Below are 12,062 nucleotides of genomic sequence, written 5' to 3'. Positions count from 1 at the left end.
GACAAAAAGTTGACGTATTGCTGAAAATGGATTTTTCCACTTCGCTTGTGTCGGCATGAAAAATCAACGTTTGTTGCTATTGGCTTTGCTTTCCCTCTCCTTGTCCGGCTGTCTCGATGAAGGTGGCGGCAGCAAGAAACCGAACCACACCGAAACGCCCCCGGCTACCAGTATTCCTGAAGAGCCGCAGCCGGACGAGACGCTGCCGGAGCCGGAGCCGGAGAAGCCGCCCGTCGTACCGCCGCTCGATCCGCAACCCCAGCCGGATGGGGAAACCACTGCGCCCGCGCCCGCCTTTCCCGAACCCAGCGGCGCGGTTCGCGACGAAATCAGTGCCGAGGGCTTCTACGACATCGACGCCAGCGGCAAGCCACGCGCCGTGCGTAACGACCTGAGCGGCAACCTGCCCGCCATGGTGCAGTTCGTCCAGAACCATTCGGTGGACCCTTCGGGCAATGCCGCGAAGAACATGCCCATGCTCACCAGCGAACGCGAAGCCCTGCTGCTGGTCACACCCGATCCGGACCAGGGCGAGGTACGCGGCCTGACCCTGAGCGTCACGGTCGACGGCCAGACCAAACCCGCCGTCACCCTGCGCCATCCCGACGAGCTGCCTGAAGCTGATCGCAACGCCAGCGACGCGCGTCCCGACGTGCGCTATTCACGGCGCGCCTGGTCGGCCGTGCTGCCCTGGGATTGGGTCAAGCCGGGGATGAGCCTGTCCATCAGTGACGATCGTGGCCGCAACGGCGTGCTCGCCGGCGATGCGATCGACATTGCCGCGCCGGCCGAACTGGTGATCAACAATGTGCGCCTGGGCCTGCTCACCGAGCCGCCGCGCAGCAACGGCCATTACATGCTGCTGGAGCCGGCCCGGGCCGGTACCGACTACTTCCAGACCGTGCCCGTCTCTCGCTTGATCGTGGCCAAGTACGACGAAGTGATCCTGCAAAAGGTGATGGTCGCCAGCGGCACCATCTACGACACGGCCAGCGCCGTCGAAGGCAGCGTCTATGCCGGCGACATGCGCGAGAACACCGCCAAGTCCACCTTCAGCGTGGGCATCAACCTGGCCAACTGGGGCGTCACTAGCTCCAGCATGCAGAGCCAGCAGCAGCCACAAGTTACCCAGAGCGTGGTGGTGCACCATGCGCGCGGCGTCTATCAGAACGGCCAGGTCAACCACGGGCTGAGCGGCGGCAACAGCATCCTCACGTTGATCGACTCGGTGGGTAACGAATTCAGTCATGAAATCGGCCACCATTATGGGCTGGGCCACTACCCGGGCCAGAACGTGGAACCGAAGAACCTCTGGGACCGCCATCACGCTGACAGCGGCTGGGGCTACATCGGTCATCGCCAGCGCATGCGCGCCAACCTGGACTGGGCAAAGTACAAGCCCGCCGAGGTGCCTCAGTTCCAGAAACAGTACAACTACAACTGGGATTCCATGTCCGGTGGCTGGCCCGGCAGCAGCCTGTCGCGCTACACCCACTACACGGGCTACAGCACCCACCTGAAAATCCAGCCGTCGCTCGACAAGGCCGTGCTCGCCGTTGGCTCGCCCACCGGCTACCGCAAGTGGAACGCAACGACCCGGAAGATGGAGAACTTCCAGCCGAAGCAACCGGCGTCCAACCAGGTCTGGTACAACGGCGTCGCCGGCAACTTCCCCAAACCTCGCCGCCAGGGCATCACTGTCTTCACCCTGCTCGGCGGCTACGACCCGGTGAACGGGGTCGGCCTGCTCTACCCACCGGCGCGCAGCAACTGGGGCAACGTCTTCGATCTGCCGCAACCCACCGCCGACGCCACGGCAGCCCAATGCTGGCTGAGCGTCGACTATGCCGGCGGACGCAACCAGCGCATCGCCCTGGCGCCCAACCGCATGCAAGGCAACGCCAATAAACTGCACGTGCAAGTGGCCGCTGATGAAAACCCGCAGCAGGCCAGCCTGCACTGCCAGGCAGCCGGCGGCACGGCGCGGGAACTGCACCGAGTCAGCTTCCCGCAGAATCTGCCTGCCATCGAACCGCCGGTCATCATCGGTCGCGAGGCAGGCTACCAGGCCCTGCGTCGCATCGAACTACCCGAACTGGAACAGGCCCTGCTCAAATTGCAGAACCAGGCGGTACCGACCCTGAACGGCCAGGCCAAGGTGCTTTACGACAGCTATGCACAACACGCGGCGGAACTCTCCGCTCCGGCCCGCGCGCAGCTTGAGCGCTATCGCGGCCTGCAGCAGAAGGCCCTGCGCCTGAACCGCTGGATGGACGCCTACCAGGCTCAGCTGAAGGCCGCTGATCCGGCAGTGGAGAAGGCGCTGCTCGGCTTCATCGAGCAGTTGGGCCTGCGCAGCGACCCGCTGTTGCCGCCGGCACAAGCCATGAAGGTGAACAACAACTGCCTGCGGGCCGAGAGCGTTGGTGGCGTGATCACACCAGTCATTATCGCCGCAGCCCAGTGCAAAGGTGAGGCTGCCGAGACCTGGCTGACGGACGCCAATGGCCGCATTCGCAATACCCAGAACCCGCATCTGTGCCTCACCGACCGCGGCGGCAGCAGCGAAGTCGGCTTGAGCGAATGCGACAGCAATGCCGATGCACAGAGCTGGAATCTCGCCGCGCTGCCGCAGGTCAAGCGCGAGTCCCGCTGCCTGGATCTGAAGAACGGCTTCCTCAGCGAAGGCCGTGGCACGCTCATCACCTACAACTGCACCAATGGTGGCAACCAGAAGTGGCAGGGCATCAGTCGCAACGACAACCTCCTGCTGCCGCTGCTGCAGAACCGCAACCTGCAGCCGCTGCTGCGGCTGGCTATCCAGCCCTGAGTGAAAAGGCCCGGTCGCCTAGCGACCGGGCCGACAACCAGATGCCATTCTTCCCTGCTTTTTTCCGTACCGCGGCGATGCTGGCCATGATCGGTACTGCATCAGCCGACGCTCCCTTGCAGCTACAGCTTCTAGGCATTTTCGCCAGTTCCGATATGGCCCGCTCCACTGCACTGGTGAGTAATCAGGGACAGGAACCCATGGCCGCACGGATCGGCCAATTCCTACCAGGCGGTTTTCGGCTGCAGGCAATCGCTCACGACCGCGTTCTCTTGGCACGCGATGGCCGTACATTCCAATTGATCCTGCATGGTCGCACGCAAAGCGCGACGGAATCGCTGCCTCTGCCTTCGCAGGCATCCATCGCCACGACGCCATTCGAACCTGCCTCCGCCCCTTACGCCGATGCGTGCAACGCTCTGGCGCGCTTCGATCAGGCACAACGCGAGGAACTGCAAAGCCTTGGCGTCTGCTTCAGGTAAGCGCAGCAACAGTCCGAACGCCCGGTGACACCCAAGCACAACGGCATAGCAATGCAGTACGAAAGCACCATCGACGGGCTCAGCGGCAAAGTCTGACAATCTCGCCGGCTGCGCTTTCAGCGCAACGCTGACAGAACTTTAATCGCAAGCCGTGCGAACACCGTCGCCTCCGCCCGGTCGAAGATGCCCGGCACCGATGACGAATACCGCGTCAATGGTGGGTCATTCATGATTCGCCCTTCCGCGCCGCCGCGCTACAACCTCATGTCAGCCGTAACGCCATGGGTGGCGCCGTCTGCAGCGGTGCCCGACGAACTGATGGTCATGCATTGACCATTACGTCAAAAGCAATCGCTTATTTAAAACAGTTGTTTGATTTTCTCGGCGATAGCAGAATGCTGCGCCGCAGCAGGCCCAACCAGCAGTGCAGGGGCCCGTTAGCCGTTACGAACGCCCGACCGCCATACGCAGTGGCCGGACGAACAGACCACCAGCGGCCAATAACCGGCTCCCGAGCTGAGCTGCTGGTTACGATCAAGCAGGAGAACAAGAACAATGCACATTGGTGTTCCTCTCGAAACCAGGCCCGGTGAAACGCGCGTCGCCGCGACACCGGAAACCGTCAAGAAGCTGATCGGCCAAGGGCATCAGGTCACTGTGCAGAGCGGTGCAGGCTTACAAGCCAGCGTCCCGGACAGTGCCTACGAAGCGGCAGGCGCAACCATCGCCGATGCCGCTGCGGCGTTCGCAGCAGAGATCCTGCTGAAGGTAAACGCACCGAGCGATACCGAACTGGCGCAGATGCAGCCCGGTACGGTTCTGGTCGGCATGCTCAATCCCTTCGACAATGAAAACATCGCACGCATGGCCGAACGCGGCATCACCGCGTTCGCCCTGGAAGCCGCGCCGCGCACCTCGCGCGCGCAGAGCCTCGACGTGCTGTCTTCGCAGGCCAACATTGCCGGTTACAAGGCGGTGCTGGTTGGCGCGCATCACTACCCGCGCTTCATGCCGATGCTGATGACCGCCGCCGGTACGGTGAAGGCCGCACGGGTGCTGATCCTCGGTGCCGGCGTCGCCGGTCTGCAGGCCATCGCCACGGCCAAGCGCCTGGGCGCAGTGATCGAAGCCTCGGACGTGCGTCCGGCAGTGAAGGAGCAGATCGAGTCGCTGGGTGCCAAGTTCGTCGATGTGCCGTGCGAGACCGATGAAGAGCGCGAGTGCGCCGAAGGTGTCGGCGGTTATGCCCGGCCGATGCCCGCTTCGTGGATGGCACGCCAGGCGCAGGCCGTACACGAGCGCGCCAAGCAGGCCGACATCATCATCACCACTGCGCTGATTCCGGGCCGCAAGGCGCCGACGCTGTTGCAGGAAGAAACCGTGCAGCAGATGAAGCCTGGCTCGGTGGTGATCGACCTCGCCGCCTCTCAGGGCGGCAACTGTCCATTGACCGAAGCCGATCAGGTGGTGGTCAAGCACGGCGTGACCCTGGTTGGCTACACCAACTTGGCGACCCTCGTGCCGGCGGATGCCTCGGCGCTATACGCACGCAACCTGCTGGACTTCCTCAAGCTGGTGATCGATGGCGAAGCCAAGTTCCAGCTCAATCTTGAAGACGACATCGTCGCCGCGTGCCTGATGTGCCGCGACGGCCAGGTCGTGCGGACCAACGGTTAAGGGAGCCCGAACATGGACATGATTTCTGATGGCATCTACAACCTGATCATCTTTGTGCTGGCGATCTACGTCGGCTACCACGTGGTCTGGAACGTCACCCCCGCGCTGCACACGCCGCTGATGGCGGTGACCAACGCCATTTCGGCGATCATCATCGTTGGCGCCATGCTGGCCGCTGCTCTGACCGTCACCCCGATGGGCAAGCTGATGGGCACCCTGGCCGTGACCCTGGCTGCCGTGAACGTATTCGGCGGCTTCCTGGTCACCCGCCGCATGCTGGAAATGTTCAAGAAGAAAGAGCGCGCTTCCGTTGCGGGCAGCACCAAGGCGGAGGTCAAGCCATGAGCATGAACCTGATCACCCTGCTCTACCTCGTCGCCTCGGTGAGTTTCATCCAGGCCCTTAAAGGCCTGTCGCACCCCACCACCTCGCGCCGCGGCAACCTGTTCGGCATGATCGGCATGGGCATCGCCGTGGTCACTACGGTCTTCCTAGTGTTCAAGCTTGGCGATCAGCTGGTCGAGAGCGCAAGCCCCTGGGGCGGTCTGGGCTTCATCGTCCTCGGCCTGTTGATCGGCGGCACCATCGGTACGCTGATGGCCAAGCGCGTCGAAATGACCAAGATGCCCGAGCTGGTCGCCTTCATGCACAGCATGATCGGGCTGGCCGCGGTGTTTATCGCTATCGCCGCGGTGCTCGAGCCGCAGTCGCTGGGTATCGTCCAGGCCATCGGTTATCCGATCCCGGCCGGTAACCGTCTGGAACTGTTCCTCGGTGCAGCCATCGGCGCCATCACCTTCTCCGGCTCGGTGATCGCCTTCGGCAAGCTGTCCGGCAAGTACAAGTTCCGCCTGTTCCAGGGCGCGCCGGTGTCGTTCCCCAACCAGCACAAGATCAACCTCGCCGTCGGCGTGGCGATTCTGGTGCTGGGCCTGATCTACACCTTCAGCGGCAATTTCACCGCGTTCATGATTCTGGTGGCGCTGGCCTTCGTGATCGGCGTGCTGATCATCATCCCCATCGGCGGCGCCGACATGCCGGTGGTGGTCTCGATGCTCAACAGCTACTCTGGCTGGGCGGCGGCCGGTATCGGCTTCTCGCTGAACAACTCGATGCTGATCATTGCCGGTTCCCTGGTGGGTTCGAGCGGCGCGATCCTCTCGTACATCATGTGCAAGGCGATGAACCGTTCGTTCTTCAACGTCATCCTCGGCGGCTTCGGCGGCGACGCGGATGCCGGCCCGGCCACGGGCAGCAAGGAGCAGCGTCCGGTCAAATCCGGCTCCAGCGATGACGCTGCCTTCCTGCTGTCGAACGCCGACACCGTGATCATCGTCCCCGGCTACGGCCTGGCGGTGGCTCGCGCGCAGCATGCGCTGATGGAGCTGGCCGAAAAGCTGACGCATATGGGCGTGACCGTGAAGTACGCGATCCACCCGGTTGCCGGCCGCATGCCCGGGCACATGAACGTGCTGCTGGCCGAGGCCGAAGTGCCGTACGAGATGGTGTTCGAGATGGACGACATCAACTCCGAATTCGGCCAGGCCGATGTGGTGCTGGTGCTCGGCGCCAACGACGTGGTCAACCCGGCGGCGAAAAACGATCCCAAGTCGCCCATCGCCGGCATGCCGATCCTGGAGGCGTACAAGGCCAAGACGGTCATCGTCAACAAGCGCTCCATGGCCAGCGGTTACGCCGGTCTGGATAACGAGCTGTTCTACATGGACAAGACCATGATGGTCTTCGGCGATGCCAAGAAGGTCGTCGAGGACATGGTCAAAGCTGTGGAATAACCGCACCCTGCGCCACCAGAACCCCTCTCGGCATCGCCGCGAGGGGTTTTGTTTTTCTAGACGTTAGAGACCGAAGACCTGCGCTAGATGCGCTTCGTAGCGCAGGGTGTCGGCCTCGATCGAAGGCCGCTTCATCACGTCGACGCAGAGAAAGGTTGGCAGGCCGCTCATGCCGAGGAACTCGTTAGCCTTGTGAAAAGGGAAATACACCGCATCGACGCCCTTGCCTTCGAAGAAATCGGTCGGGTCGTCGAAAGCCTGCTGCGGTGCATTCCAGGTCGCCGAGATCATGTACTGCTTGCCCTGCAACAAACCGCCGCTGCCATACTTCTGCGACGCATCGGAGCGCGTGCGACCGTCGTTGGCGTAGAGACTGCCATGCCCTTCGGTGAACACCTCGTCGAGGTACTTCTTCACGGTCCAGGGGGCGCCCATCCACCAGCCGGGCATCTGGTAGATGATCACGTCGGCCCAGAGAAACTTGGCGACTTCCTCGGCCAGGTCATAGCCGGCATCGATCTGAGTTTCCTTGACGTCGAAGCCGGCACGATCAAGAAAGCTCAACGCGGTTTCGTGAAGGGTGGCGTTGTAGCGGCCATCCGAGTGGGCGAACTGTTTTCCGCCATTGAGCAGCAATACGTTTTTCATAGACAGGTTGACCTGATCAGTTACGAATGGCGAGCAGCCTAACGATTACTAACCCGCCGAAACAGAGCCTTTTCAACAAAAACGAATTGACTGAAAATCACGAATGCTTGGTCGGCTCATGCGGTAGCGTTTGCAACCAGCCACTGCCCTTACGGAGTAAAACTCATGAGCGACACCTGTGCCTTCATCCTCCACGCCTACACGCGACCGGAAAAAGCCGACGAGTTCGAAGGGCTGTTCAGCAGCTACGTCGCCGCGAGCCGGGCCGAAGACGGCTGCATCGAATACCACATGCTGCGCGATAGCGAAGACCCGACGCTGTTCATCTTCTACGAGGTCTGGCAATCGTCCGAACATCTCCAGGCGCACAGTGCGCTGCCGCACATGCGTCGCTTCCACGAACAGCGCATGGATTTCCTGACGCGTGAGTTCGAGATACGCCCGATCGAAATGATCAGCTCGTCATCCGCTACGGGCTGAACCAGGCCAAGCAGGTCCCGTTTCGACGAACAGTTCCGCTGGAATACCAGCCATACAGTTCGCTTCCACTCGCAACTGGACCGGCACAATCCACAACGCCTGTGACTGTTACGCAACAGCGCGGCAAGCGACTCTATTTGCCCATAACCCATCCCCGCGAAACGGCGGGAAGGAGAGGCACATGGAGCGCGTACTGCCCCGCATGCTCACCCTCCGTATTAGCACGGCACCGCTTCGCCGATTGTTGCAACTGTTGCGGCTCTGGCAACAACGCGCGCGCACCCGACGCCATCTGGCAGCGCTGGACGATCACCAGCTATCCGACGTCGGCATCAGCCACAGCGAGCGCATGGACGAGCTGAGCAAGCCGTTCTGGCGTTAACGTCACACTTCTCTGATAACACCTTGCGGCATAAGCTGAACGGCATCGCCCGGCCACGGGTCGAAGTTGCTCAGCTCTGGAGAAGTGTATGAACAAATATCTATTGTCAGTTGCCGCCGCTGCCTGCCTGGTCACCGGAACGGCCTACGCCGGCAGCGTCACCGGGACCATCGATGCGATCGGCGCCTCGCTGGTCAACACTGTCGAAGGCACCTCCGACATCACCTCGAACCTGGGCGACGACAAGCTGGTACGCGACGCGCGGGACGATGCGGCCCGTTTCGTGGCCAGCAATGGCGAGGCGCGTGGTGCTCAGCTGGAAGCCGCGCTGAAACACATCCGCAGTGAGCGGCCGGGCATCGAAGCCAGCGATCTGCAGCTGGCCAGCGCCATCCTGGCGCTCTGACGCAGAGCTTTATAGCAAGCGTGCGCTAGCCCCGGGGCTAGCGTTTCGCTAGCCTATGAGGCTGTTTTTTCGGCATCAGGATCCGCATGCGTTCGCTTTACCTTGTATTGGCCGGCTGTTGCCTTTGCGGCAGCGCGCAGGCCTTCGATAGCCTTCTTGCCAGCAGCGTCGCTTCTACCTATGTCGCCACCCAGGTGACCAGCGCCCCGTTCGACAACAAGCTAATCCTCGACTCCAGAGACGAAGCCGCTCGATTCGTCGCCAGCGATGGCGAGATCCGCGGAGCGCGGCTGGAATCGGCGCTGCGTTGGCTGCGTGAAACCCACCCGCAGCTAGCCGCAAGCGACCTTGAACTGGCCGAGGCAATCCTCGTCCAATGACCCACCCCGTTTTACGAGAACCCTTATGAACTTCAAGCTGATCGCCGTGCCGCTCGCACTGGTTCTGTTCGTCGGCGGTGCACAGGCGCAGACGCTGGTCGCCACCAGCAACATTCTCGTCAACGCGCTGGATCGCAGCATCAACTTCACCTCGGATGTGACCAGCCGCATCAGCGACATGAAAGTCGTCAGCGAAGCGCGTGACGACGCCGCCGGCTTCGTCGCCAGCGGCGGCGAGATTCGCGGTGCTCGTCTGGAAGCGGCATTCGGCGGGCTACGCAGCGCATTTCCCGAAGCTCGACAAGCCAGCGACCAGACACTGGCTGAACTCATCCTCGCGCAGTGAAATCATCTCGCGCCTGGTGGATGGCCGTTGCGCTCACCGCGTTCGCTAATGTTGCTCAGGCCGACCTGCGCCTGACACTGGATGACCGCGACCTGCACCCGGCCGAGTGGGCAGCCAGTCAGCAGTTACTGAATGAAGCCATGGCGGCATTGCCACCGCGGATGGTCGAGCACCTCGACCGGGACGTACGCGTCCGCTGGCACGATGGGCTGACGCACGACGTCTACGGAAGTGCCGGCGGCGATCTGCTGCTGCTCAACCGCCGTCTGCTGCCGGCGCTGAGCGATGGCTCCGCCGCCACGCAACGCACCAGCCGCCCGCATGGCACCGTGCGCCGCGAGCTGCTGGCCACGCTGGTTCACGAAATCACCCACCTCTACGATCGCGCCCGGCTCTGGTCGCCGGAGGGCCATCGGCAGTTGGCTTTTTGTAGCCAGCGCGCCGCCAGCCTCGGCTTGGTGGGATTGCCGGATGCCTGTCGCGGACAGACCGAACGCCGTTTCACCCTCAGCGACGACCCACGCCTGCTCGATCTGGCGGGCTGGCCCCAGCGCGTCGGCCAACGCGGCGAACGGGAAGTCAGCAATGCCCAGGCCGCCCGTAGCCCGGATCTCTACGAGCTGACCAATCCCCTTGAATTCGTCGCGGTGAATCTCGAGTACTTCCTGCTGGACCCCAGTTACGCCTGCCGCCGCCCTTCGCTGCATCGCTATTTCCGCGACCATTTCGGCTGGCAGCCAGAAGACGGGGATGAATGCGCGAGCGGCTTACCGATCCTCAACGCCGGTCACGACTTTGCGCGCACGCCGCTGATCGAACTCGATCCGGAGCGCGTCTATGAAGTCGACTATCTGTTTGCCGAAGCCAATGACGCCTGGGTCAGCCGCTGGGGCCACAGCATGCTGCGCCTGGTGATCTGCGCGCCGGGCCGTCCACGCGGGCCAGATTGCCGGCTAGATCTCGATCACCATCTAGTGCTTTCTTTCCGCGCCTTCGTCGGTGATGTGCAGCTATCCAGCTGGGATGGTCTGACCGGCGTCTACCCATCGCGCCTGTTCGTCCTGCCGCTGGGCCAGGTGATCGATGAGTACACGAAGGTCGAGCTGCGCAGCCTCGCCTCGATTCCGCTGAAGCTGGAGCGTCGCGAGATCGACATGCTGGTCGAGCGCAGCGCCGAGATGCATTGGAGTTATGACGGCGACTACTACTTCCTGTCCAACAACTGCGCGGTGGAAACCCTCAAGTTGCTGCGCAGCGGAACGGCCCGTCCCGAATTCGACGCGCTGGACAGCATCCTGCCCAGCGGATTGCTGGAGATCCTGATCAATCGTGGTCTGGCCGATGCCAGCGTGCTCGACGACCCGCGCGAGGCGCTGCGTCTGGGTTATCGCTTCGACTCCTACCGCGACCGGTATCAGGCCATGTTCGTGGTGCTGCGCGAACGGCTGGACTTGCCGCAGACCAGCGTAGAGCAATGGCTGGAGCTCAGCGCCGAGCAACGCCGCCCCTGGATCGCCCAAGCCGACCTGCGCGCTAGCGCCGCTCTGCTACTAGTCGAACAGGCGGCGCTGCGCCGACACCTGCTGCTGGCACAGGAAGAACTGAAACAGCGCTACCTGAGCGGCCGCGAACGCGGCGATGAAAGCCTGGCCAAGGCTGACGATACGCTGCAAGGCATCCTTGCCAACAGCGGCTACCTGAGCCGCCCGGCCGAGCTGCTCGATGGCAACGGCTACGGCCTGCCACAGGCCAGCGAATGGACGCGGCTGGAGCAGGAAAGCAGCCAACGCCAGGCACGGCTGCTGCAGCTCACCGAGACACTGAACGCGGAAGTCCGCTTGCTGTTGGGCAAGGAACGCCGGCTCGAGCTGGAAAACGTGGAAGCCAATCTGGCGCAGATCGGCGATCATTTACGTACCTTGCACAAGGCGGGCGGTGGGCTGGAGCTGCCTTAATGCATGCAGCTCGGGTTCCCGGAACCGCATTTTCGTCCATCGTTCCTTCCGCTATTCGCCGGATAACCCCGAACGGCACCTGAGTGAAAGAGGCGAACGCAGCCCATAGTTGGCGCATTCACATTGCTCCCCTGGCCTATTTGGGTGCGAGGCCGACCTTGAAGCCCGCAGCCTCGATACCCACGATAGCCACCTGCTCATCTTCATCCGAGGAGGCGCCGCTCACACCCACAGCGCCGATCACTTCGTCATTCGCGTCGAGAATCAGAACGCCGCCCGGCACCGGAATGAAGGTGCCATCAGACGCAGCCGCGACCGAGGCGAGGAAGGCCGGACGGAGATCGTTTCGCTCGCCTATCGTCCGGCTGGATGCGCCATTCCCGAGCGCGGCGAACGCCTTACCGCGCGCCACCGGAAGTCTCAACGGCGCGCAGCCATCCTCCCGTTCGGCGGCAATCAGATTTCCACCTCCATCCATGACAAACGCCGTCAACGGGTCCATGTCCTGCAACCTCGCCTGAGAAAATGCTGCATCCAGAATCCGCCGAGCCTGGGCTCGGGTAATTTTCACGCTGGAACGAAAAACCTTGCCTGCCATTAGTGCCTCCAAGTTTTCGATAAATACTTAATGCAGGATTTGAACGCGCCGGAACGGTGTGACGATTAATGCTTTGAATGATTTT

The 12,062-nt window shown here is 62.5% G+C and carries 13 protein-coding genes; 11 read left to right on the top strand and 2 right to left on the bottom strand.

Annotated features, from left to right (window positions below; all coding sequences use genetic code 11):
* Nucleotides 1-55: 55 nt before the first annotated feature.
* The 5 genes from E0D86_RS07030 to E0D86_RS07010 all read left to right on the top strand — a co-directional run bounded on the left by E0D86_RS07030 (nucleotide 56) and on the right by E0D86_RS07010 (nucleotide 6,782).
* Nucleotides 56-2,830: a M66 family metalloprotease gene (locus E0D86_RS07030; protein ID WP_131649301.1), complete on the top strand. Its 2,775-nt coding sequence runs from the start codon at nucleotides 56-58 to the stop codon at nucleotides 2,828-2,830.
* On the top strand, nucleotides 2,737-3,312 hold the full coding sequence (locus E0D86_RS07025; RefSeq protein ID WP_165914212.1) for a type II secretion system protein N: 576 nt from the start codon (nucleotides 2,737-2,739) through the stop codon (nucleotides 3,310-3,312). The genes E0D86_RS07030 and E0D86_RS07025 overlap by 94 nt, the downstream gene beginning before the upstream one ends.
* A 555-nt stretch (nucleotides 3,313-3,867) precedes the next feature.
* The gene (locus tag E0D86_RS07020) at nucleotides 3,868-4,989 is read left to right on the top strand and encodes a Re/Si-specific NAD(P)(+) transhydrogenase subunit alpha (protein ID WP_131649299.1); all 1,122 of its coding nucleotides are present in this window, start codon (nucleotides 3,868-3,870) and stop codon (nucleotides 4,987-4,989) included.
* 12 nt (nucleotides 4,990-5,001) lie between these two features.
* On the top strand, nucleotides 5,002-5,334 hold the full coding sequence (locus tag E0D86_RS07015; protein WP_131649298.1) for an NAD(P) transhydrogenase subunit alpha: 333 nt from the start codon (nucleotides 5,002-5,004) through the stop codon (nucleotides 5,332-5,334).
* Nucleotides 5,331-6,782 carry an NAD(P)(+) transhydrogenase (Re/Si-specific) subunit beta gene (locus E0D86_RS07010; protein WP_131649297.1) on the top strand — a complete coding sequence of 484 codons (1,452 nt, stop codon included), beginning with the start codon at nucleotides 5,331-5,333 and terminating at the stop codon, nucleotides 6,780-6,782. The genes E0D86_RS07015 and E0D86_RS07010 overlap by 4 nt, the downstream gene beginning before the upstream one ends.
* A gap of 63 nt (nucleotides 6,783-6,845) precedes the next feature.
* Here E0D86_RS07010 and E0D86_RS07005 read toward each other — a convergent pair whose 3' ends face one another.
* Nucleotides 6,846-7,430, bottom strand: coding sequence for an NAD(P)H-dependent oxidoreductase (locus E0D86_RS07005; RefSeq protein ID WP_131649296.1), 585 nt, complete (start codon nucleotides 7,428-7,430; stop codon nucleotides 6,846-6,848).
* Between the two features lie 165 nt (nucleotides 7,431-7,595).
* On the opposite strand from E0D86_RS07005, the gene E0D86_RS07000 reads away from it, so the two are divergent.
* The 6 genes from E0D86_RS07000 to E0D86_RS06975 all read left to right on the top strand — a co-directional run bounded on the left by E0D86_RS07000 (nucleotide 7,596) and on the right by E0D86_RS06975 (nucleotide 11,379).
* On the top strand, nucleotides 7,596-7,910 hold the full coding sequence (locus E0D86_RS07000) for a putative quinol monooxygenase (RefSeq protein WP_131649295.1): 315 nt from the start codon (nucleotides 7,596-7,598) through the stop codon (nucleotides 7,908-7,910).
* A 181-nt stretch (nucleotides 7,911-8,091) separates the two neighbouring features.
* Nucleotides 8,092-8,292, top strand: coding sequence for a DUF1127 domain-containing protein (locus tag E0D86_RS06995; protein WP_131649294.1), 201 nt, complete (start codon nucleotides 8,092-8,094; stop codon nucleotides 8,290-8,292).
* Between the two features lie 88 nt (nucleotides 8,293-8,380).
* Entirely contained in the window at nucleotides 8,381-8,698 is a 318-nt protein-coding gene (locus E0D86_RS06990) for a DUF2388 domain-containing protein (protein WP_131649293.1), read from the top strand.
* An 86-nt stretch (nucleotides 8,699-8,784) separates the two neighbouring features.
* Complete coding sequence (locus tag E0D86_RS06985) at nucleotides 8,785-9,078, top strand: DUF2388 domain-containing protein (protein WP_131649292.1); 294 nt, start codon at nucleotides 8,785-8,787, stop codon at nucleotides 9,076-9,078.
* A gap of 25 nt (nucleotides 9,079-9,103) precedes the next feature.
* A complete protein-coding gene (locus tag E0D86_RS06980; RefSeq protein ID WP_131649291.1) occupies nucleotides 9,104-9,424 on the top strand; it encodes a DUF2388 domain-containing protein in 321 nt (106 codons plus the stop codon).
* Nucleotides 9,425-9,444: 20 nt separating this feature from the next.
* Nucleotides 9,445-11,379: a DUF4105 domain-containing protein gene (locus E0D86_RS06975; RefSeq protein ID WP_131649290.1), complete on the top strand. Its 1,935-nt coding sequence runs from the start codon at nucleotides 9,445-9,447 to the stop codon at nucleotides 11,377-11,379.
* A 136-nt stretch (nucleotides 11,380-11,515) separates the two neighbouring features.
* Here E0D86_RS06975 and E0D86_RS06970 read toward each other — a convergent pair whose 3' ends face one another.
* A complete protein-coding gene (locus E0D86_RS06970; protein WP_131649289.1) occupies nucleotides 11,516-11,977 on the bottom strand; it encodes a heme-binding protein in 462 nt (153 codons plus the stop codon).
* Nucleotides 11,978-12,062 lie beyond the last annotated feature (85 nt).

The organism is Pseudomonas sp. IC_126, from assembly GCF_004331835.1.
Taxonomy (GTDB): domain Bacteria; phylum Pseudomonadota; class Gammaproteobacteria; order Pseudomonadales; family Pseudomonadaceae; genus Stutzerimonas.
This window is presented reverse-complemented; position numbering and strand designations above follow the sequence as displayed.

What these genes read in the sequence shown, in the direction of transcription:
- E0D86_RS06980 (WP_131649291.1), top strand. Translation starts at nt 9,104, where the DNA reads ATGAACTTCAAGCTGATCGCCGTGCCGCTCGCACTGGTTCTGTTCGTC.
- E0D86_RS07010 (WP_131649297.1), top strand. Translation starts at nt 5,331, where the DNA reads ATGAGCATGAACCTGATCACCCTGCTCTACCTCGTCGCCTCGGTGAGT.
- E0D86_RS06990 (WP_131649293.1), top strand. Translation starts at nt 8,381, where the DNA reads ATGAACAAATATCTATTGTCAGTTGCCGCCGCTGCCTGCCTGGTCACC.
- E0D86_RS07030 (WP_131649301.1), top strand. Translation starts at nt 56, where the DNA reads ATGAAAAATCAACGTTTGTTGCTATTGGCTTTGCTTTCCCTCTCCTTG.
- E0D86_RS06975 (WP_131649290.1), top strand. Translation starts at nt 9,445, where the DNA reads ATGGCCGTTGCGCTCACCGCGTTCGCTAATGTTGCTCAGGCCGACCTG.
- E0D86_RS06985 (WP_131649292.1), top strand. Translation starts at nt 8,785, where the DNA reads ATGCGTTCGCTTTACCTTGTATTGGCCGGCTGTTGCCTTTGCGGCAGC.
- E0D86_RS07015 (WP_131649298.1), top strand. Translation starts at nt 5,002, where the DNA reads ATGGACATGATTTCTGATGGCATCTACAACCTGATCATCTTTGTGCTG.
- E0D86_RS07005 (WP_131649296.1), bottom strand. Translation starts at nt 7,430, where the DNA reads ATGAAAAACGTATTGCTGCTCAATGGCGGAAAACAGTTCGCCCACTCG.
- E0D86_RS07020 (WP_131649299.1), top strand. Translation starts at nt 3,868, where the DNA reads ATGCACATTGGTGTTCCTCTCGAAACCAGGCCCGGTGAAACGCGCGTC.
- E0D86_RS06995 (WP_131649294.1), top strand. Translation starts at nt 8,092, where the DNA reads ATGGAGCGCGTACTGCCCCGCATGCTCACCCTCCGTATTAGCACGGCA.
- E0D86_RS07000 (WP_131649295.1), top strand. Translation starts at nt 7,596, where the DNA reads ATGAGCGACACCTGTGCCTTCATCCTCCACGCCTACACGCGACCGGAA.
- E0D86_RS06970 (WP_131649289.1), bottom strand. Translation starts at nt 11,977, where the DNA reads ATGGCAGGCAAGGTTTTTCGTTCCAGCGTGAAAATTACCCGAGCCCAG.